Source organism: Pseudomonas neuropathica (genome assembly GCF_051174785.1).
Lineage (GTDB): Bacteria > Pseudomonadota > Gammaproteobacteria > Pseudomonadales > Pseudomonadaceae > Aquipseudomonas > Aquipseudomonas neuropathica_A.
Genome location: NZ_CP195111.1, coordinates 2446134 through 2466733, shown reverse-complemented (window position 1 = coordinate 2466733; position 20600 = coordinate 2446134). Strand labels below are relative to the sequence as shown.

Annotated in this window: 21 protein-coding genes; 12 read left to right on the top strand and 9 right to left on the bottom strand. The window is 58.3% G+C overall.

Annotated features, from left to right (window positions below; genetic code table 11):
* Positions 1 to 114: 114 nt before the first annotated feature.
* Together ettA and gdhA are read left to right on the top strand one after the other, a co-directional pair.
* The gene (gene ettA, locus ACRRSD_RS11180; RefSeq protein ID WP_007909789.1) at positions 115 to 1779 is read left to right on the top strand and encodes an energy-dependent translational throttle protein EttA; all 1665 of its coding nucleotides are present in this window, start codon (positions 115 to 117) and stop codon (positions 1777 to 1779) included.
* 349 nt (positions 1780 to 2128) lie between these two features.
* Positions 2129 to 3466, top strand: a complete 1338-nt coding sequence (gdhA, locus tag ACRRSD_RS11175; RefSeq protein ID WP_435038087.1) for an NADP-specific glutamate dehydrogenase — start codon at positions 2129 to 2131, stop codon at positions 3464 to 3466.
* On the opposite strand, the gene ACRRSD_RS11170 is transcribed toward gdhA, so the two are convergent.
* The 4 genes from ACRRSD_RS11170 to ACRRSD_RS11155 form a co-directional block, all read right to left on the bottom strand.
* Entirely contained in the window at positions 3463 to 3957 is a 495-nt protein-coding gene (locus ACRRSD_RS11170) for a GreA/GreB family elongation factor (RefSeq protein WP_435038086.1), read from the bottom strand. The two genes, gdhA and ACRRSD_RS11170, sit on opposite strands and share 4 nt — an antisense overlap.
* A 70-nt stretch (positions 3958 to 4027) precedes the next feature.
* Positions 4028 to 4384, bottom strand: a complete 357-nt coding sequence (locus tag ACRRSD_RS11165) for a hypothetical protein (RefSeq protein ID WP_435038085.1) — start codon at positions 4382 to 4384, stop codon at positions 4028 to 4030.
* Between the two features lie 218 nt (positions 4385 to 4602).
* The gene (locus ACRRSD_RS11160) at positions 4603 to 6456 is read right to left on the bottom strand and encodes an Lnb N-terminal periplasmic domain-containing protein (RefSeq protein WP_435038084.1); all 1854 of its coding nucleotides are present in this window, start codon (positions 6454 to 6456) and stop codon (positions 4603 to 4605) included.
* A 94-nt stretch (positions 6457 to 6550) separates the two neighbouring features.
* A complete protein-coding gene (locus ACRRSD_RS11155) occupies positions 6551 to 7039 on the bottom strand; it encodes a DUF3015 domain-containing protein (protein ID WP_007909797.1) in 489 nt (162 codons plus the stop codon).
* A gap of 277 nt (positions 7040 to 7316) precedes the next feature.
* Between ACRRSD_RS11155 and ACRRSD_RS11150 the strand changes: the two genes are divergently transcribed.
* Both ACRRSD_RS11150 and ACRRSD_RS11145 read left to right on the top strand, forming a co-directional pair.
* Positions 7317 to 9755 carry a Lon protease family protein gene (locus ACRRSD_RS11150; RefSeq protein WP_435038083.1) on the top strand — a complete coding sequence of 813 codons (2439 nt, stop codon included), beginning with the start codon at positions 7317 to 7319 and terminating at the stop codon, positions 9753 to 9755.
* Between the two features lie 311 nt (positions 9756 to 10066).
* A complete protein-coding gene (locus ACRRSD_RS11145; protein ID WP_007909799.1) occupies positions 10067 to 10381 on the top strand; it encodes a hypothetical protein in 315 nt (104 codons plus the stop codon).
* Positions 10382 to 10417: 36 nt separating this feature from the next.
* Here ACRRSD_RS11145 and ACRRSD_RS11140 read toward each other — a convergent pair whose 3' ends face one another.
* Positions 10418 to 12247 (bottom strand): hypothetical protein, encoded by a 1830-nt coding sequence (locus tag ACRRSD_RS11140; RefSeq protein WP_435038082.1) that lies wholly within the window; start codon positions 12245 to 12247, stop codon positions 10418 to 10420.
* Positions 12248 to 12408: 161 nt separating this feature from the next.
* On the opposite strand from ACRRSD_RS11140, the gene ACRRSD_RS11135 reads away from it, so the two are divergent.
* From ACRRSD_RS11135 to ACRRSD_RS11125, 3 genes are all read left to right on the top strand, one after another.
* Positions 12409 to 12897 carry a TIGR00645 family protein gene (locus tag ACRRSD_RS11135; RefSeq protein WP_007909801.1) on the top strand — a complete coding sequence of 163 codons (489 nt, stop codon included), beginning with the start codon at positions 12409 to 12411 and terminating at the stop codon, positions 12895 to 12897.
* Positions 12898 to 13032: 135 nt separating this feature from the next.
* Positions 13033 to 13338, top strand: coding sequence for a DUF6482 family protein (locus ACRRSD_RS11130; protein ID WP_435038081.1), 306 nt, complete (start codon positions 13033 to 13035; stop codon positions 13336 to 13338).
* Between the two features lie 122 nt (positions 13339 to 13460).
* Positions 13461 to 14078: an FKBP-type peptidyl-prolyl cis-trans isomerase gene (locus ACRRSD_RS11125; protein ID WP_008078561.1), complete on the top strand. Its 618-nt coding sequence runs from the start codon at positions 13461 to 13463 to the stop codon at positions 14076 to 14078.
* A gap of 110 nt (positions 14079 to 14188) precedes the next feature.
* Here the strand turns inward: ACRRSD_RS11125 and ACRRSD_RS11120 are convergent, their stop codons facing one another.
* The 3 genes from ACRRSD_RS11120 to ACRRSD_RS11110 form a co-directional block, all read right to left on the bottom strand.
* Complete coding sequence (locus ACRRSD_RS11120) at positions 14189 to 14446, bottom strand: PA4570 family protein (RefSeq protein ID WP_034153845.1); 258 nt, start codon at positions 14444 to 14446, stop codon at positions 14189 to 14191.
* A 207-nt stretch (positions 14447 to 14653) separates the two neighbouring features.
* Positions 14654 to 14995 carry a zinc ribbon domain-containing protein YjdM gene (locus ACRRSD_RS11115; protein WP_016986200.1) on the bottom strand — a complete coding sequence of 114 codons (342 nt, stop codon included), beginning with the start codon at positions 14993 to 14995 and terminating at the stop codon, positions 14654 to 14656.
* A gap of 145 nt (positions 14996 to 15140) precedes the next feature.
* Entirely contained in the window at positions 15141 to 16109 is a 969-nt protein-coding gene (locus ACRRSD_RS11110; RefSeq protein WP_007909817.1) for a polyprenyl synthetase family protein, read from the bottom strand.
* 239 nt (positions 16110 to 16348) lie between these two features.
* On the opposite strand from ACRRSD_RS11110, the gene rplU reads away from it, so the two are divergent.
* The 5 genes from rplU to ACRRSD_RS11085 all read left to right on the top strand — a co-directional run bounded on the left by rplU (position 16349) and on the right by ACRRSD_RS11085 (position 20092).
* Positions 16349 to 16663 carry a 50S ribosomal protein L21 gene (gene rplU / locus ACRRSD_RS11105; protein ID WP_003176051.1) on the top strand — a complete coding sequence of 105 codons (315 nt, stop codon included), beginning with the start codon at positions 16349 to 16351 and terminating at the stop codon, positions 16661 to 16663.
* 34 nt (positions 16664 to 16697) lie between these two features.
* Positions 16698 to 16955 (top strand): 50S ribosomal protein L27, encoded by a 258-nt coding sequence (rpmA, locus tag ACRRSD_RS11100; protein WP_003176049.1) that lies wholly within the window; start codon positions 16698 to 16700, stop codon positions 16953 to 16955.
* Positions 16956 to 17148: 193 nt separating this feature from the next.
* Complete coding sequence (cgtA, locus tag ACRRSD_RS11095) at positions 17149 to 18372, top strand: Obg family GTPase CgtA (RefSeq protein ID WP_095189331.1); 1224 nt, start codon at positions 17149 to 17151, stop codon at positions 18370 to 18372.
* Between the two features lie 123 nt (positions 18373 to 18495).
* Positions 18496 to 19614, top strand: coding sequence for a glutamate 5-kinase (gene proB / locus ACRRSD_RS11090; protein WP_435038080.1), 1119 nt, complete (start codon positions 18496 to 18498; stop codon positions 19612 to 19614).
* Between the two features lie 10 nt (positions 19615 to 19624).
* Entirely contained in the window at positions 19625 to 20092 is a 468-nt protein-coding gene (locus tag ACRRSD_RS11085) for a CreA family protein (protein ID WP_186614015.1), read from the top strand.
* Positions 20093 to 20275: 183 nt separating this feature from the next.
* On the opposite strand, the gene rpsT is transcribed toward ACRRSD_RS11085, so the two are convergent.
* Positions 20276 to 20548 (bottom strand): 30S ribosomal protein S20, encoded by a 273-nt coding sequence (gene rpsT / locus ACRRSD_RS11080; protein WP_003228351.1) that lies wholly within the window; start codon positions 20546 to 20548, stop codon positions 20276 to 20278.
* Between the last annotated feature and the right edge of the window lie 52 nt (positions 20549 to 20600).

Genomic DNA, 20600 nt, shown 5'->3' with positions numbered 1-20600 from the left:
CTCAGACTTTTTCAGCGCGCACGCATTGATAACCATCAAGTGAACGACGCGCATGGTCTGGCCGGGCATCGCCCGCGCTGCAATCATTCATCTGTCACTGACCCAAGGTTCTCCATGGCTCAATACGTCTTCACCATGCATCGGCTGGGCAAGGTTGTTCCGCCGAAGCGGGAAATTCTCAAAAACATTTCGCTGTCGTTCTTCCCCGGCGCCAAGATCGGCGTACTCGGCCTCAACGGTTCGGGTAAGTCCACGCTGCTGAAAATCATGGCCGGCGTCGACACCGAGTTCGAAGGCGAAGCCCGTCCGATGCCGGACCTGAACATCGGTTATCTGCCGCAAGAGCCGCAACTTGATCCAACCAAGACTGTGCGTGAAGTGGTCGAGGAAGCGGTCAGCGTGATCAAGGATGCGCAAGCGCGTCTGGACGAGGTCTACGCCGCTTACGCCGATCCGGATGCCGACTTCGACAAGCTCGCTGCCGAACAAGCCAAGCTCGAAGCGATCCTGCAGGCCAGCGACGGTCACAACCTTGAGCGCCAACTGGAAGTCGCCGCCGATGCGCTGCGTCTGCCAGCGTGGGACGCGAAAGTGGAACACCTGTCCGGTGGTGAAAAACGTCGTGTGGCCCTGTGCCGTCTGCTGCTGTCCGCCCCGGACATGCTGCTGCTCGACGAACCGACCAACCACTTGGACGCCGATTCGGTGGCGTGGCTGGAGCACTTCCTGCACGACTTCCCGGGCACCGTGGTAGCGATCACGCACGACCGTTACTTCCTCGACAACGTGGCTGGCTGGATTCTCGAACTCGACCGCGGCGCGGGCATTCCGTACGAAGGCAACTACTCGGGTTGGCTCGAAGCCAAGTCCGATCGTCTGGCTGCGGAATCCAAGCAGCAGTCGGCTCACGAAAAGGCCATGAAAGAAGAACTGGAGTGGGTGCGCAAAGGCGCGAAAGCCCGCCAGTCGAAATCCAAGGCTCGTCTGCAACGCTTCGAAGAAATGCAATCGCAGGAATTCCAGAAGCGCAGCGAAACCAACGAGATCTACATCCCGGCCGGTCCGCGCCTGGGCGACAAGGTTATCGAATTCAAGAACGTCACCAAGGGCTACGGCGATCGCGTGCTGATCGACAACCTGTCGTTCTCGATGCCCAAAGGCGCCATTGTTGGCGTGATCGGCGGTAACGGTGCCGGTAAGTCGACCCTGTTCCGCATGCTGATGGGCAAGGAAACACCAGATTCGGGCAGCATCGAAGTCGGCGAAACCGTGCAACTGGCCTGCGTCGATCAGAGCCGCGACGACCTGGATGGCAGCAAGACTGTGTTCCAGCAGATTTCCGACGGTTCCGACCAGATCCGCATCGGCAACTACGAGATCCCGTCGCGTACCTACGTCGGTCGCTTCAACTTCAAGGGCGGCGATCAGCAGAAGTTCGTCAAGGACCTGTCCGGTGGTGAACGCGGTCGTCTGCACTTGGCGCTGACCCTGAAGGAGGGCGGCAACGTCCTGCTGCTCGACGAACCGTCCAACGACCTCGACGTTGAAACCCTGCGTTCCCTGGAAGAAGCCCTGCTGGACTTCCCGGGCGCTGCGATTGTGATCTCTCACGATCGGTGGTTCCTTGACCGCGTCGCGACGCACATCCTGGCGTACGAAGACGACTCGCAAGCGATCTTCTTCGAAGGTAACTACACCGAGTACGAAGCGGATCGCAAAAAGCGTCTCGGCGAAGCAGCTGCCCAGCCACACCGGGTACGTCACAAGAAACTGGCCTGATTCGGGTTGGTTGCATAAAGAGCGGAGCCTTCGGGCTCCGTTTTTTTTGCCTGTGTTTTTCAGGTTTAACCGAGTCGAACCCTTCGCGAGCAAGCTCGCTCCCACAGGGGAACGCATTTCAAAATGTGGGAGCGAGCTTGCTCGCGAATGCGGTGTAACTGTTGGTGCATGGCGTTAATCCGATATCACCATTCAGGTGCAAAACAGGGTAAAAAATCAGCATTATTTATATCCTGTGCACCATTTAATTTCATAACTGCGACATTTTGCTCTGTTCCTGTGCGCGATCCGTTTGTTACAGTCCGGCCCAATCTCTTCCAACGACAATAAATTTGCCGAGACTTTTCCCATGATCGAATCCGTCGAATCCTTCCTCGCTCGTCTGAAAAAACGCGACCCGGATCAACCCGAATTTCACCAGGCCGTCGAAGAAGTCTTGCGCAGCCTGTGGCCGTATCTTGAAGCCAATCCGCATTACCTGACTTCAGGAATTCTGGAGCGCATCTGCGAACCGGAGCGAGCGGTGGTGTTCCGCGTGTCATGGGTCGACGATCAAGGCAAAGTGCAGGTCAATCGCGGTTTCCGCATCCAGATGAACAGCGCCATCGGCCCGTACAAGGGCGGCTTGCGTTTCCATCCTTCGGTGAACCTGGGCGTGCTGAAATTCCTCGCCTTCGAACAGACCTTTAAAAACTCCCTGACTTCGTTACCCATGGGCGGCGGCAAGGGCGGCTCGGACTTCGATCCGAAGGGCAAGAGCGACGCCGAGGTCATGCGTTTCTGCCAAGCGTTCATGAGCGAGTTGTATCGCCATATTGGCGCCGACGTTGACGTGCCGGCCGGTGATATCGGTGTCGGTGCGCGTGAGATCGGCTTCCTCTTCGGCCAGTACAAACGCCTGAGCAACCAGTTCACCAGCGTCCTCACCGGCAAAGGCATGACCTACGGCGGCAGCCTGATTCGTCCGGAAGCCACGGGTTTCGGTTGCGTGTACTTCGCTGAAGAAATGCTCAAGCGCCGCGAGCAGACCGTCGAAGGCAAACGCGTGGCGATTTCCGGTTCCGGCAACGTGGCGCAATACGCCGCGCGCAAAGTCATGGATCTGGGCGGCAAGGTGATTTCCCTGTCCGACTCAGAAGGCACGTTGTATTGCGAAGCTGGGCTGAGCGAAGAGCAGTGGCTGGCACTGCTGGAGCTGAAAAATGTTAAGCGCGGACGCATCAGCGAACTGGCGGCAGCGTTCGATCTGGAATTCCGCGCCGGTCAACTGCCGTGGTCGTTGCCGTGTGACATCGCGCTGCCGTGCGCCACGCAGAACGAACTCGACGCCGAAGCCGCGCGTACGCTGTTGCGCAATGGCTGCGTGTGCGTGGCCGAAGGGGCGAACATGCCGACCACGCTGGAGGCTGTGGATATCTTTATCGAGGCCGGCATTCTCTTCGCCCCGGGCAAGGCATCCAATGCCGGCGGCGTGGCAGTGAGCGGTCTGGAGATGTCACAGAACGCCATGCGTCTGCTGTGGACGGCGGGCGAGGTTGACAGCAAGCTGCACGCGATCATGCAGTCGATCCACCACGCCTGCGTGCACTACGGCGAAGAGAACGGGCGTATCAACTACGTCAAAGGCGCGAACATCGCCGGTTTCGTCAAAGTTGCCGACGCGATGCTCGCGCAGGGCGTGGTTTAAGCCGGTTCGATGCGGATCACTTCAATCATTTGATCACCGGCGGGGCGCTGCCACAGCACCTCGTCGTTGAGTCGGGCGCCAAGCAGCGCCCGGCCCAGCGGTGAACCCCAATTGATCAGGCCTTTGCCGGCATCGGCCTGATCTTCGCCGACCAGTTGCACGCGGCATTCGGTGTCGTGCTCATCGGCGTAGGTCACCCAACTGCCGATCTGCACTTTTTCGGTAGACGTGGCGGCAACCGCCACTTGTGCGCTGCTCAGGCGCTGATTGAAATAACGCAAATCCCGTTGCAGATCCGCCAGGCGTTGCTTGTCGGCCTGCTCACCTTTGGCCGATTGTTCGGCGTGCAAGGTTTGCAGTTCAGCGACTTTCGCCTGCAGCTGCGCCAGCCCTTGCGCGGTGACGTAATTGGGCTGCTCGCTGACCTGGCGTTCGACCGGCTGATCGGCTTGCGCGGCGGCGTTGTCTTCGTTGACGAATGCGCGACTCATGGTGTCCTCCTCGTATGAGGTTTGGGCCATGCTCGCAGGCATTTGGTTTCACTGGATTTCTGGAAACGACCTATTGCGAGCGATAAGCCCGTCCGGCGTCCTGATCTTTTTGTTGCTGCCAGGCGCGCTCGCGTTCGTCCCAGTGTTCGTTGCGATACTCTTCGCGATCCTTGTTTTCGAGCATTGCCTGACATTGGCGGAAGCCGTCGGTCCAGCCTTCGGCGTATTGCTTGTCCTTGAGATAGCGCGGCACGTTCTTGCGGAACTCGCCGCTGATCGAACCGGCTGCCTGGCGGCCGCTGATGCAACCGTCATCAAAGCCGTCGGCGAAGGATGGTGGATAACCCTTGGCGATCAAGTCTTCATGGGTGGTCTGGCAACCGCCCAGCAACAGCACAACACCCAGCAACCGCGCACACCGCCACATCGCACTCTCCCGCGCCGGTTGTCCGGCTTATGGGGAAAGTCTAGAAGGGGATTCATGAGGCGGCTGTCGAAGCCCCGTGAAAAATCCATTAACACCACAAATCCCCTGTGGGAGCGAGCTTGCTCGCGAAGGCGTCGTGTCAGGCAACTCTGATATCGACTGACCCACCGCTTTCGCGAGCAAGCTCGCTCCCACATTGGTTTGTGCTGTGTTCAGGATCAGTAGTGATACCACTTCACTTCAAGCATGACCTCGGTTTCCGGCGTGGCAAGGTGGCTGAACTCACGCTGCGCACTCAGGCGCAAACCCAGATTGCGCGACAACTCCCACTGCTGATTCAAACTCAGGCTGCGGCGCACTTCGCCATTGAAGAAGTAATCGCCCTTGGCCTCCAGGCTCATATTCCCCAGCGGGTTTTTCCACAGCACGCCGGTATTGAAACCACCGGCGGGGGAGACGAACTCGGCGAAGTCATTGTTGTGTTCAACGCGCACGGTGCCGAGGGCAAAACCCAACACATCGTCACCCAACGCCCACGTGCCGCCACCGCCGCCATTCACATGGCTGACCAGCGTTTCGTCATCATGCTTGCCCGGTACGCGCTCAAGACCACCGGTGACCTGCCACGACAGCGGTTGCAGCAGCTCGTTACGCGGCGTCAGCGAGCGAATCGTCGCCAGATCCAGTTGCTGGAACTGCCAGTGATTGCCTTCGTATTGACGCAACTTCATCTGCAGGATTTCGATCTGCGCGCCGAGCGGGAAGCTTTCGGCGTTGTCGTTGAGATCGTGATAGGCCATGCGCAAGCCGTACTCACCGAACGCCCGGTCGCCACGGGTGCCGAGACCGGCCTGCCAGGTGCGTGATTCATGGCCATCTTCAGGCAAGCCCGGTTGTGGGATTTCCAGTTCGGGCGCGGGGTTTTTGTTGATCGCCCGCAGCAATTCGAAACTGCGCTGCGCCCGTTGCGGATCACGCTCCTGACCGTTGGCGCGGTAGCGCTCCAGACGATAAGCCGCGTCGATGATCAATGCTTGACGGGCACGGGGCAGGGCTTTGAATGTCGGATCCTGCAACACTTGCTGATCGGCGCTGACGTTCAGCACCCATTGCTGTTCTTCGTCACTCAACGGTTCGGCGCGGCTGAGCAGTTCGCGCTCGCGGGACGGGCGGTATTCGATACTTTCCACCAGCCCGGCCTCTTTCACCGCTTTAACGGTGTCGGTAGGAATGGCGGTCAGCGGAAATTGTTCGGTCAGGCGCAGGCTCGGCCGTGCCACCTGCAGCAACTCAAGCAGCCGATACGAGCAGTTTTCATCGAAGAAGAAATAGTCGAACTGGATCTGCTTCAACTCCCACACATGCTCGACCATGCGCGCGGTTTCTTCCTGGGTCAGATTGAGCCGGTATTCCCACAGGTCGCGGTTTTCCAGGCTGCGGTATTCGGAGAGTTTTTCCTGATAAGGCACCAAAGCGAACAGTCCCGGATAACCGCCCATCAAACCTTTCCAGGCGTACAGAATGCTGTTGTCCGAACCTTCGATGTAGGCGCCGAAGTTGATCGCGTAACTGAGCAGCGACGTCTTGTCCGCCTGCACATCGGCCTGATCGATGCGCAGCAGGGTGTGGCCGAACATCGATGACGGGCTGTTCAAATAAGCCGCCGGGAAGATCATCACCGCGCTGTGCGGCGAAACATCCTTGAACCACTTCTTGTACTCGGCGCATGCAGGTGTCGGTAGATCGCTGAGATTGAGTTGCGCTTTCAGCCAGCGAGTGCGCGCCGGATAAACGCATTGCGCATGTTGCTCGCCGAGACTGGCCGGGGCGTACAGCGCTTGCACGGTGGCCGTCAGTTCGCGGTCGGGATGTTCATTGCCATCGGGCGCGAGAAAGAATTTCTTGTCACTGACATAGCTGCGCCAGCCGCCGAGTTTGGCGGTTTCGTAGTGACCGAGGGAAATCCAGAAACGGTCGTTGGCCAGTTGCTGCAAACGTTGAGGGTCGATGGTTGGCGCGGCGGACAGCGGGGCGCAGACACAGAGCGCCAGCCAGGCAAGGCGTTTGAGCATAGTCGGCAACTTGAACAGGAAAGAAATAAAGACCCAAGGAGGGCGGGCCGAAAAAATAAAACCCGCTTCCCGAAGGAAGCGGGTGGGGTCGAGCTTAAGCCTGAGTTGCGTACTTGGCCAGACGAGGATCCGATTTCAGTACGGCCAGGGTGTTGGTATGCACGTCTTCAGCGGTCACGTCAGCCTTGCTGAAGATCTGCTGGAAGTGCTCGTGAGTCACAGCAGCGAAGTGCGCACGGTCTTCCGGCGCCACGCCCAGTACCACGGCATAAGTCGTCAGCGCTTCGCCGTTGCCTTTGGCCATGTCTTCGGACAGCTCGTTCATCATGCCATTCATGGCAAACCAGGATTTGCCGCCGTAGGTCAGCGATGCGTTGGTCGAGCAGCCGTTGGTGCCGGACGTCATCCCGAAGGTGGCGTTACCGGAAGTGCCGTTGGTGGTGGAAGCGAGGAAGTGCGCCGGGGTGCCACGCTGACCTTCGAACAGCATGTTGCCCCAACCGCAATCCGGGCCGCCTGGAGCTTGCGCCATTGCGTTGATGGATACAGCGGTGAAGAGAGTACCGAGAAGAATCCGTTTCATAGCTTTGTTCTCTTTGTGTGCATACCAATGGACAGGGTTCTGACACCTGACGGTGCCAGTGGGCCAGTATTAGTTCCAGCCGCGCAGTTTGGAGTTTAGGCACGTTCCTGGGGTTCCGTGAGTTTTTACAAAAGATTTGGCGATAACCCCGATTTCATGGGCGCAGGGACATGGGCAGCCGGTTGTCTATGCTTTGTCATGTGGCGCGCCTTGCCAGTGGGGTATGGGCAGCGCCAGAATGCCGCTATCCGCCCCGCCTGATTGTTAAGGAAGCCCGATGCCTGATCCTGTTGCTGCCAGCTTGCGTCTTGCGCCCGAAGCGCTGACCCGTCCGTTTTCCGCTGAACAGTTCAGCTTCACTACCACCAATGATCTGGAGCCCTTTCGCGGTGTGCTCGGCCAGGAACGCGCGGTCGAAGCCTTGCAGTTTGGTGTGGCCATGCCACGCCCCGGTTACAACGTATTCGTCATGGGCGAGCCCGGCACGGGTCGTTTCTCGTTCGTCAAACGCTACCTGAAGGCCGAAGGCAAACGCCTGCAGACCCCGGCGGACTGGGTCTACGTCAACAACTTCGATGAGCCGCGCGAACCCCGCGCACTGGAATTGCCTTCGGGCACTGCCGGCGCATTCATCGGTGACATCAACGGCTTGATCGATAACCTGCTGGCGACGTTTCCGGCGGTGTTCGAGCACCCGTCCTACCAGCAAAAGAAAAGCGCCATCGACCGCGCTTTCAACCAGCGCTACGACAAAGCCCTCGACATCATCGAGCGTCTGGCCCTGGAAAAAGACGTCGCCCTGTACCGCGACAGCAGCAACATCGCCTTCACGCCGATGCTCGATGGCAAGGCGCTGGACGAGGCTGAATTCGCCCAATTGCCAGAAGCTGATCGCGAGCGCTTTCACGATGACATTTCCGGCCTCGAAGAGCGCCTGAACGAAGAACTCGCCAGCCTGCCGCAATGGAAACGCGAGTCGAACAATCAACTGCGTGCGCTCAACGAAGAAACCATCACTTTGGCCCTGCAGCCGTTGCTGGCGCCGTTGTCGGAGAAATATGCCGAGAACGCCGCAGTGTGCGGCTACCTGCAAGCGATGCAGGTCTATCTGCTGAAAACCGTGGTCGAGCAACTGGTCGATGACAGCAAGACTGATGCTGTTGCGCGCAAGCTGCTGGAAGAGCAATACGCACCGAGTCTGGTGGTCGGCCACCCGGTGAGCGGTGGTGCGCCGGTGGTGTTCGAACCGCACCCGACTTACGAAAACCTTTTCGGTCGCATCGAATACACCACCGATCAGGGCGCGCTCTACACCACCTATCGGCAGTTGCGTCCGGGTGCTCTGCACCGCGCCAACGGCGGTTTCCTGATCCTTGAAGCGGAAAAAATGCTCAGCGAGCCGTTCGTGTGGGATGCGCTGAAACGCGCCCTGCAATCGCGCAAGCTGAAAATGGAATCGCCGCTGGGCGAGATGGGCCGTTTCGCCACCGTGACCCTCAACCCGCAGCACATTCCGTTGCAGGTCAAAGTCATCATCATCGGTGCGCGGTCGCTTTACTACACGTTGCAAGACCTCGATCCGGACTTCCAGGAGATGTTCCGCGTTCTGGTCGATTTCGACGAAGACATCCCGATGGTCGACGAGAGCCTGGAGCAATTTGCCCAGCTGTTGAAAACCCGCACATCGGAAGAAGGCATGGCGCCGCTGACCGCCGATGCGGTGGCGCGCCTGGCGACGTACAGCGCACGGTTGGCCGAGCATCAGGGGCGTTTATCGGCGCGCATTGGCGATCTGTTCCAACTGGTCAGCGAAGCGGATTTCATTCGTCATCTGGCCGGCGATGAGATGACTGATGCCGGGCATATCGAACGAGCCTTGAAGGCCAAAGCCACGCGCACCGGGCGTGTGTCGGCGCGGATTCTCGACGACATGCTCGCCGGGATCATCCTGATCGACACCGATGGTGCGGCGGTCGGCAAGTGCAACGGTCTGACCGTGCTCGAAGTCGGCGACTCGGCGTTCGGTGTGCCAGCGCGGATTTCCGCCACGGTGTACCCGGGCGGCAGCGGCATCGTCGACATCGAGCGTGAGGTTAACCTCGGTCAGCCGATCCACTCCAAAGGCGTGATGATTCTAACCGGGTATCTGGGCAGCCGTTACGCCCAGGAATTCCCGCTGGCGATTTCCGCGAGCATCGCACTGGAGCAGTCTTACGGTTACGTCGATGGCGACAGTGCCTCGCTGGGCGAGGCGTGCACGCTGATTTCGGCGCTGTCGAAAACCCCGCTCAAGCAGTGCTTCGCGATCACCGGTTCGATCAACCAGTTCGGCGAAGTGCAGGCGGTGGGCGGAGTCAACGAGAAGATTGAAGGCTTCTTCCGTCTCTGCGAAGCACGCGGGCTGACCGGCGAGCAGGGCGCGATCATTCCGCAGGCCAACGTCGCCACGCTGATGCTCGATGAGAAAGTCCTGGCGGCGGTGCGTGCCGGGCAATTCCACGTGTATGCAGTGCGTCAAGCCGATGAGGCGTTGAGTCTGTTGGTGGGCGAACCGGCGGGTGAACCAAATGCCGATGGCGAATTCCCGGAAGGCAGCATCAACGCACGGGTGGTGGAGCGCTTGCGCGACATCGCCGAGATGATCAGCGAAGAAGACCTCAAGGAAGCCGAGAAGGAATTGGCGCAGGAGGCGTTGGCCGAAGCCAAACCAGCCTGAGCCTAAACGCGGTCAAAACTGTGGGAGCGAGCCTGCTTGCGAAAGCGGTGTATCAGACGACGAATAAGTTGCCTGATACTCCGCATTCGCGAGCAGGCTCGCTCCCACATTTGTTTGGTGTGAATCCATCTGAAATTCGCCACAACTCTGGCGTCAATATTCACACAATGACCATTCGGCGCCTTCTGGTTCTATCTTGCTTGCGCAGCGGACTTTTCTTCTATTCTCAGCTCAAGGATATCGACAGTATCACTGGATCGAGCCAGTCCTCCCGTGGGGGCTGAATACCGGCTTCACCGAGGGTCGCCGCCATGTCGCGCAACCTCTGTCTCACTCGTCAATGCCTGGGTCTGGTGACCCGTATCGAATGCGCCATCAAGCCGTTGGCCGGCGATAACGGCATGTGGACGCTGCTCTTCGCCGCCGGCATGGCCGGTGAACAACCTTCCGCCATCAAGGCTCAGGGCCCGTTTCATGGGCCGGTCGCCGCCGAATCGATACTCGACACCATTGTCGAAAGTCTGACCTTGCATGGCTACGAACTGGCTGACGATCCGCAGATATGGAGCTTGCACCTGCAAGCCCAGTTGCGGCAAATCAACGGTGGTCGCGGCCGCGCTCTTTAGGCGCTGCCGCAGGCTGCGATCTTTTGATCTTGCCCTTCAAGGGGCAGCATCAGGCAGCTGCGCCTTGTCGAGTTTGACCTCAAAACCGTATTGCACGGTAGCGAGGTCGGTTCGCTGATAGGTTTCTACGTGAGTCGGGCGGCCGTAAAAATAGTGCACACCAAACAACGCCGGGCCTTCTGCGCCCGCGTCGTGGCTGACTGAAAGAATCTGCTTGAGGTAGTTGCCACTGTCGTCTTTGACGAAGAAACGCCACTCGTTGGGCGGGAACAGTTTCAGATCCACCACCAACTGGTTGTTCTTGATCTCCAGGCCTTTGGGCAAAGACTTGGCGTCGTATGCCTGTTTGGCAACTGTGGCGAGAAACAACGGCATTGAGCCAACGGCAATCGCCGGAGTTTCCGGGAACAGGTTCAGGTCGTAAGTGATCGTCGCGCGCAACGGATCGACTTGATAGGCCTCGGGCGGCAATTCAATCGGTTCATCGAGCTTGCCACCGCGCTTTTCGGTAAAGAACGTGACGGGGCTGACACCCGGACTGAAATCATCGCCAAGCAATTCATCGTTGAAAGTACGGCGATGAGAAAACTCGATGCGTGCAGCGCTTGGCTCTTCTACGGATTGATGAATGCGGATGCCGGCCTTCAATTGTTCTTCGGTCAGGCTCGCGCCCTTTAGCCAGTTGACTGCCAGGTCGTCGTAAACCGTCACTGACGGATCCAGCGGCTGGATGGTTTTCTCCGTGGTGTGCTGATTGAACGTGCGAATCGGCAGATCCAGCGATTTGCGGGTCACGGTCGCCGAGGAAAAATCCAGCACGCTGACTTCCAGTGTTTCGATCGGGCCATTGAAATAGACCTTGTTGTAGCGACGCGGGTGTTTCTGCTCGAAATCCTGCTGTTCCTGGGTGAGTTGTTTTTCAAGCGTATCGCTCCAGCTCTTTTGCTGTTGCAAGTGGCCCAGTTGCTTTTCGTAGAACGCCACTTGTTCCGGACTTTCGTTGATCGAGCCGGCGCGTACCAGGTACTGCCCGGTCTTGTCGCGGGCCTGGACGATCAGCGGATTGAGCTGAGTCTGCGCGACTTCCTCGGCCAGTGGCAGGTTATTGCTGAATTCGACTTCGGCGTAGTTGTTTTCAAGCTTCAGCAGTTTGACGCTGAGGTTGTCATTGCTGCGGGTCTGGCCGACGTCCTTTTGCGTCAGGTCGAAGCTGTACAGACGACGTGGGGCGATGACTTCGATCTGGCCTTGCAGGCTGACCGGTTGCGGCAGGGTCTTCTTGTCCACGTCCAGGCCGTCAATGAACGGGTAGGTCACGGTCAGGTCATCGGGGTTGGTGACGTTGGAGCTGGAGGGGCTGAGCTGGATGCCCGGATCGGTTTCCGACCATTCCGGCTGAAAGGCAATCACACGTTTGTTGCTCAACGTCACCGACTGCCATTCCACGCCATGGGGGAACAGGAAGCCGCCGGGAATGTTCAGGTTGAACGGGAACACCGGTTGCAGATCGGTGAGGTAATCGGAACTGGCGTCCTTGTGCAGCACGAACAGGCCATTGATGAAGGTGTCGACCAGCGTCTGCGGGGCAGGGTAGTGCTTGAGCACGGCGAGGGCGTCTTCGCCATATTCGGTGCGCGGTGGATTGTCGGCGAGTTTGAGCTGCGCGCGTTCGAGCAGCAGCAGTGAGCCGCCGAGTTCGGTGACGGCGTCCTTGAGTTTCGAATCGGTGATGGCGTCCAGCGACTGTTCGAACTTTGCGGTCTTTTCTTCAAGGCTGGCGGCGTGTTTCTCGTCGCCGGGCGAGCAACCGCTGAGCAGTACAGCAAGGCATATTCCGGCGGTCATTATCGGCAATCGCACATCCATTTCCACACGTCCTGTCTACAGTCACTGGGCTGTCAATGGTTTGGACACTAGCAGAAAAAAAATCACCCACACACGCAGGTGGCGGATTTTCCGGCGGTTTCTGGCTGTCATAGGGGGCTGTTATACTCGCCGCCATTTCCAGCCCCCATGTGTGAGATTCAATGGAACGCTTTATCGAAAATGCAATGTACGCCTCGCGCTGGCTGCTGGCGCCAATCTATATCGGGCTGTCCCTCGGACTGCTGGCGCTGGCACTGAAATTTTTCCAGGAAGTTTTCCACATCCTGCCCAACGTGTTCTCGATGGCCGAGTCGGAACTGATTCTGGTGCTGCTGTCGCTGATCGATATGGCGCTGGTTGGCGGCCTGCTGGTCATGGTGATGATTTCCGGCTACGAGAACTTCGTCTCTGAACTGAACATCGATGAAGGCAAGGAAAAGCTCAGCTGGCTCGGCACCATGGACTCTTCGTCGCTGAAGATGAAAGTCGCGGCTTCGATCGTGGCGATCTCCTCGATCCACCTGCTGCGCATCTTCATGGATGCCAAGAACGTCGATCCCGAGCACTTGATGTGGTACGTGATCATCCACATGACCTTCGTTGTCTCGGCGTTCGCCATGGGTTACCTGGACAAGGTCACCAAGCACTGATCAACCGTTGGTCACTGCAAAAACACCGCCCGTCTGTTGTGAAACAGACGGGCGGTGTCGTTTGTGGCTTGTGCTTTGATGCGCGCGGGCATATCCCTGTAGAGGTCCTGACTCGCCACGTTGTGAGGTGCGTTCATGAATCTGCAAGAGTTGAATGCGTTTGCCATCGCCAAGAAGGTTGATGAGCTGAATCTGATTTCCATGGAAGGCGGGATTTATCTGCTAGAAGCGCGGATGCATGGCGCTGCGTATCCGTTGAGTGATCTCAAGGGCAATATGCTGACGCTGCGCTCGGTTGAGCACGCGCGGGATTTGCTGCATGCCTTTCCGCGGCTGCCATTCAACCTTGTACACACCTCGGTACATGATGAAATGTGCGGTCTGGGCGCCAGTGGCGAGGAAAGCCTGAAAGTGCCGCTTGCCTGGCGTTCTGCCCTGTAGGCGTTGCGCGCCATCGCCGGAACATCTGTGCTAGTCTGCTCGCCCTTTTGGTTCCGGGCGCGCCGGGACGCGCTGTGCACGCACGGCAAGTCTTGTGGCCGTCCGCACAGCGGAGCAGTGTCATGTCCGAAGTAAATCTGTCCACCGACGAAACCCGCGTCAGCTACGGCATCGGCCGTCAGTTGGGTGACCAGTTGCGCGACAACCCGCCACCGGGCGTTAGCCTGGATGCGATCCTGGCTGGCCTGACCGACGCGTTCGCCGGTAAGGAAAGCCGTGTTGGCCAGGAAGAAATGTCCGCCAGCTTCAAGGTGATCCGCGAAATCATGCAAGCCGAAGCGGCTGCCAAAGCTGAAGCCGCTGCTGGCGAAGGCTTGGCCTTCCTCGCTGAAAACGCCAAGCGTGACGGCATCACCACTCTGGCTTCCGGCCTGCAATTCGAAGTGCTGACTCAGGGCGAAGGCGCCAAGCCGACCCGTGAAGATCAAGTGCGTACTCACTACCACGGCACACTGATCGACGGCACTGTGTTCGACAGCTCTTACGAGCGCGGCCAGCCTGCAGAATTCCCGGTTGGCGGCGTGATCGCTGGCTGGACCGAAGCCCTGCAACTGATGAACGCCGGCAGCAAATGGCGTCTGTACGTGCCGAGCGAACTGGCTTACGGCGCTCAAGGCGTTGGCAGCATCCCGCCGCACAGCGTTCTGGTATTCGACGTCGAGCTGCTGGACGTTCTGTAAGACCTTTGTGGGAGCGAGCCTGCTCGCGAATGCAGGCGACTGGATCTAACTTGAGATTCGAGTTGAAGCCTTCGCGAGCAAGCTCGCTCCCACAGGTTTTGTATTGCTGCTCATAGTTCTATCTTGTGATGCAATTCACTGGTCGGGCGCAAGGCCCGGGCGTAGCAGAACAGGAACAGATTGCGTACCAGTTCCTTGAGCACCAGCGGCTCGCTGGAATTCAGGCTGCTGACGTCCAGATCCCCTTGATCTTGCAGCTCATGCAAGGCTTCTTCTTCAAGCACCGCACAGACTTCACCGGTTTCCCGATGGAGGATTCTGAGGTAAGGGTGCGGGCGGTCCAGCCAGGCATCGATCAGATAAGTCATGGTTCTCGTCTCCTTGAAAGGTTTCAATGAGAATAATTCTTATTCGTCAAATAGCAAGCGTCTATTGGCGGATTCTGAGCTTTTCCGGGTAAAGATTGCGTAAGGTCAAAACGGCTGGCGTTTGGCTATTGCGTGGTTTTACCGGGGGGGAAGCGGGGGAGGGCGAAGCTCCATCCCACGGCTGGCGCGGGATGGACGACAGCGGAATCAGACCTTTCTGACGAACTCGGATTTGAGTTTCATCGGGCCGATGCCGTCGATCTTGCAGTCGATGTCGTGGTCGCCATCGCACAGGCGGATGTTCTTGACCTTGGTGCCGACCTTGACCACCAGCGAGGTGCCCTTGACCTTGAGGTCCTTGATCACGGTGATGGTGTCGCCGTCTTGCAGGACATTGCCGACCGAATCTTTCTTCACGGCATCATCGGAGGCCACTTCGGCTTCGCCACTGGCGGACCACTCGTGGGCGCACTCCGGGCACACCAGTTGGGTACCGTCTTCGTAGGTGTATTCGGAATTGCATTTCGGGCAGGGTGGCAACGTGCTCACTAAGGCTCCTTGGGTAGGGATCGCTAAAAGTCGCACATTGTATAGGGTTTTAGCTTTTCAGGCAGTCAAAAGCAAAAATCGCAGCCCCGACAACCCCTGTAGGAGCTGCCGAAGGCTGCGATCTTTTGATCTTGCTTCAGCGATATCAGTGCGTACGGGCGACCGCAAACTCACTCAGTTCCACCAGCGCATCGCGATATTCGCTGGCTGGCAGCGCCTCAAGGCACTTGATCGCGCGGGCCACGTAATCACGGGCCAGTTGCGCGGTGTACTCCAGCGAACCGGAAGCTTCCACGGCAATGCGGATGCTTTCCAGGTCTTCGATCCCGCCTTTCTGGATCGCCTGACGCACCAGTGCAGCCTGTTCCGGCGTACCTTCGCGCATGGTGTAGATCAGCGGCAGGGTCGGTTTGCCTTCGGCCAGATCGTCACCGACGTTCTTGCCCAGGGTTTCCGCGTCGCCCTTGTAGTCGAGCAGGTCGTCGACCAGTTGGAATGCGACACCCAGGTGATCACCGAAGGTGCGCAGGGCTTCGCTCTGTTCGGCGGTAGCGCCGGCCAGCGCGGCGGCACTGTGGGTCGAGGCTTCAAAGAGCATCGCGGTCTTGCCGCGGATGACTTCCATGTAGGTTTCTTCGGTGGTGCTGGCGTCGCGAACCTTGGACAGTTGCAGCACTTCGCCTTCGGCGATGATGCGCGTGGCCTGGGACAGGATCTTCATCACCGGCATCGAGCCCAGTTCGACCATCATTTCGAACGAGCGCGAGTACAGGAAGTCGCCGACCAGCACGCTCGGGGCGTTGCCCCACATGGCGTTGGCGGTCGAGCGGCCACGGCGCATGCCGGACATGTCGACCACGTCGTCATGCAGCAGAGTGGCGGTGTGCAGGAATTCGATGGTGGCGGCCAACAGGCGCATATCGTCGCCTTCGCGACCCAGGGCCTTGCCACAGAGCAACACTAATAAAGGACGCAGACGTTTGCCGCCGGCCGAGGTGATGTAATCGCCGATTTTCGATACCAGCGGTACTCGGGAAGTCAGCTGCTTCTTGATGATGCCGTCGACGGCGCTAAAATCGTCCGCCACCGCGCGGTAGAAAGCTTGGGGTTGCATCAGCGAGAGTCGCTCCAGAAGGGTTGCGCGGCATGCTAGGACCCCCGTCCAGACCTGTCAAGGCGCGATGGACGGCTACTTGCAAGCCTGCCGCGCCTTGCGTACAATCGCGCACCCTGAACTTCCTGGGCAGCACCTGCCTTACGCAATTGCAACGGGCCTTCCAGCCCTATGCAGCCATGCCAGCCAATACCTCTTCCTATAAAGAGCTGGGTGAGCAGGATTATCGGAGAAATACCATGTCTTATGCAGTAATCGTTACTGGCGGCAAGCAGTACAAAGTCGCCCCAGGTGAATACCTGAAGATCGAAAAACTGGAAATCGCTACCGGCGAATCCGTTACCTTTGATCGCGTTCTGTTGGTTGCCAATGGCGACGACGTGAATATCGGCGCTCCAGTTGTTGCTGGCGCTACCGTTGTGGCTGAAGTGATCTCCCAAGGTCGTCACGATAAAGTCCGCATCATCAAGTTCCGTCGCCGTAAGCACCACATGAAGCGTATGGGCCACCGCCAGTGGTACACCGAGATCAAAATCACCGGTATTCAGGCTTAATTTCAGCCTAATTCCTCACTAGGAGAATTGACTCATGGCACACAAAAAAGCTGGTGGTAGTACCCGTAACGGTCGCGACTCAGAAGCCAAACGCCTTGGCGTTAAGATGTATGGCGGCCAGAAAATCATTCCGGGCAACATCATCGTGCGTCAGCGCGGCACCCAATTCCACGCTGGCTACGGCGTTGGCATGGGTAAGGATCACACTCTCTTCGCGAAAATCGAAGGCGTGATCAAGTTTGAAGTAAAAGGCGCGTTCAACCGCCGTTACGTGAGCGTTGTCGCAGCTTAATTGCGCGATCGCTGGAAAAGCCCTGTCTCGCGACGGGGCTTTTTCGTTTGTGGGGTGAGTCTCTTGCAAAACTGTTTGTATGGGCTGTCGGCGTGCGATACATGTCGTGTTTTGGGGTCGCTGCGCTCATTTTTGCAAGAGTCTTATGTCTTGATTGTTTTTCGGCTCGTCCGTACGGCGAGAGGCGTTGGTTATGAAGTTTGTTGATGAAGTATCGATTCGCGTAAAGGCTGGTGATGGCGGCAATGGCGCCATGAGTTTCCGTCGGGAAAAATTCATCGAAAACGGTGGTCCTAACGGCGGTGATGGCGGTGACGGCGGTTCCATCTACATGATGGCTGACGAAAACCTCAACACCCTGGTCGACTACCGTTACACCCGGCACTTCGATGCCGAGCGTGGCTCCAATGGCGGCAGCACCGACTGCACCGGCAAGAAGGGCGAAGACCTGATCCTGCGTGTGCCGGTCGGCACCACGGTGATCGACTCCGCTACCCAGGAAGTGATCGGCGACCTGACCAAGGCTGGCCAGAAGCTGATGGTGGTGCAGGGCGGCTGGCACGGTCTGGGCAACACCCGTTTCAAATCCAGTACCAACCGCGCGCCGCGTCAAACCACGCCGGGCAAGCCGGGTGAGCAGCGCGACCTGAAGCTGGAAATGAAAGTACTGGCTGACGTCGGTCTGCTGGGCTTGCCGAACGCCGGTAAAAGTACCTTCATCCGTTCCGTTTCGGCCGCCAAGCCGAAAGTTGCCGATTACCCGTTCACCACGCTGGTGCCGAACCTCGGTGTGGTCAGCGTCGATCGCTGGAAGAGCTTCGTAGTCGCCGACATTCCGGGTCTGATCGAAGGCGCTTCCGACGGTGCTGGTCTGGGTATTCGCTTCCTCAAGCACTTGGCGCGTACCCGTCTGTTGCTGCATCTCGTCGATATGGCGCCGCTGGATGACAGCAGTGCGCCGGATGCGGCTGAAGTGATCGTCAACGAGCTGATCAAGTTCAGCCCGTCCCTGGCTGAGCGTGATCGCTGGCTGGTGCTGAACAAGTGCGACCAGATCCTTGAAGAAGAGCACGATGAGCGCGTCAAGGAAATCGTTGATCGCCTGGAGTGGACTGGCCCGGTCTACGTGATCTCGGCCATCGCCAAGATCGGTACCGAGCGTCTGTGCCACGACATCATGCGTTACATGGAAGATCGCGCCGATCGCCTGGCCAATGATCCGGCTTACAAGGAAGAGCTGGCTGATCTCGATCAGCGCATCGAAGACGAAGCCCGCGCGCAACTGCAGGCGCTGGATGACAAGCGTGCCCTGCGTCGCAGCGGCGTGAAGTCGGTTCATGACATCGGTGACGATGATTGGGACGAAGAAGATGTCGATGACGAAGACGGTCCGGAAATCATTTACGTGCGTGACTGATTCGTTGCAGTAAACTTAAGCGCCGCTCAATCGAGCGGCGTTTTAGTATCTGGAAATCGCAAGTCACAAATAACGTCATGGGTGGCGCTGGGTCGCGCTGCCCTCAAGCTAAGGTTGAAGATGATGCGGAGCAAGGTGACAGGTGCGCAGCGTTGGGTCGTGAAGATCGGCAGCGCTTTGCTGACAGCTGATGGCAAGGGGCTCGATCGCGCGGCAATGAGTGTCTGGGTCGAACAGATGGTGGCCTTGCATGAGGCTGGTGTCGAGTTGGTGCTGGTGTCCTCCGGGGCAGTGGCCGCCGGCATGAGTCGTTTGGGCTGGACCGCACGACCCAGTGCGATGCATGAGCTTCAGGCGGCTGCGGCTATCGGTCAGATGGGCTTGGTGCAGGCGTGGGAATCAAGCTTCGCCGAGCATGGTCGGCACACGGCGCAGATTCTGCTGACTCACGACGACCTGTCCGACCGCAAGCGCTACCTCAATGCCCGCAGCACTCTGCGTGCACTGGTCGAGCTGAAAGTCATCCCGGTGATCAACGAAAACGACACCGTGGTCACCGACGAAATCCGTTTCGGTGACAACGATACGCTGGCGGCGCTGGTGGCTAACCTGGTCGAGGCGGATCTGCTGGTGATTCTGACCGATCGCGATGGCATGTTCGACGCTGATCCGCGTAACAATCCTGAAGCGCAGTTGATCTACGAGGCGCGCGCTGATGATCCGGGCCTTGATGCGGTAGCGGGCGGCACGGGTGGTGCGCTGGGGCGTGGCGGTATGCAGACCAAGTTGCGAGCGGCGCGTCTGGCTGCGCGTTCCGGTGCGCACACCATTATTGTTGGTGGGCGTCTTGAGCGCGTGCTCGATCGTCTGAAGGCGGGTGAGCGCATCGGCACGTTGCTGTCGCCTGAGCGCGGCATGCTTGCGGCGCGTAAGCAATGGCTGGCTGGGCATCTGCAAACTCGTGGCACCTTGGTGCTGGACGAGGGTGCGGTGTCGGCGTTGTCCAAGGGCAACAAAAGCTTGCTGCCCGTCGGTGTGAAGTTGGTGCAGGGCAGCTTCCGACGCGGCGAGATGGTCGTCTGCGTGGCGCCCGATGGTCGCGAGATTGCTCGTGGCCTGGCTAACTACAGCGCGCTGGAAGCACAAAAAATCATCGGTCAGTCGTCGGATGCGATTGTCGGTTTGCTCGGTTACATGGCAGAGCCTGAGCTGGTTCACCGTGACAACCTGATTCTGGTTTAAGGAAAACTCGATGCGTTTAGCGAAAGGATTGTTGGGCTTGCTGATGGCAATGCCATTGCTGGTCTCGGCCGAGGAAATCGGTCAGGTGTCGACGGTGTTCAAGTTTGTCGGCCCGAACGACCGGATTGTGGTTGAAGCTTTCGATGATCCGAAAGTTGAAGGGGTGACCTGCTACCTGTCGCGTGCCAAGACTGGCGGTGTGAAGGGGGGTCTGGGTCTGGCTGAGGATCGCGCCGAAGCGTCGATCGCCTGTCGTCAGGTGGGGCCGATCAAGTTCAAGGGTGATCTGAAGGATGGCGACGAGGTGTTCAAGGAGCGCACTTCGCTGGTGTTCAAGACCATGCAGGTGGTGCGTTTCCTCGACAAGAAGCGTAATACGCTGGTGTATCTGGTCTACAGCGATCGCTTGATTGAGGGTAGTCCGCAGAATGCCGTGACCGCGATCCCGATCTTGCCATGGGTGCCCGTCCAGCAATAACGCCGCAAATCTAAATGTGGGAGCGAGCCTGCGAGCGCAGAGGTCGTGTCAGTCGATAGAAGTATCAACAGGCAGATCGAATTCGCGAGCAGGCTCGCTCCCGCATTTTTTTGCTGTGCATTTGTTAAATCACAGGCAATAAAAAACCGACCCTAAGGTCGGTTTTTTAATGACTACGTCGGATTAAGCAGCTTCTTTCAGCGCTTTGACGTGGCCATTCAGGCGGCTCTTATGACGAGCAGCCTTGTTCTTGTGGATGATGCCTTTATCGGCCATACGGTCGATAACTGGCACAGCCAGAACGTATGCAGCTTGAGCTTTTTCAGCGTCTTTTGCGTCGATGGCTTTAACTACATTCTTGATGTAGGTGCGAACCATGGAACGCAGGCTGGCGTTGTGGCTGCGACGCTTCTCAGCCTGTTTTGCACGTTTTTTGGCGGAAGGTGAGTTGGCCACCGTCGAGCTCCTCGAAAGACTTTTTAGGAAATAGCAAACAAAATAGGCCGCG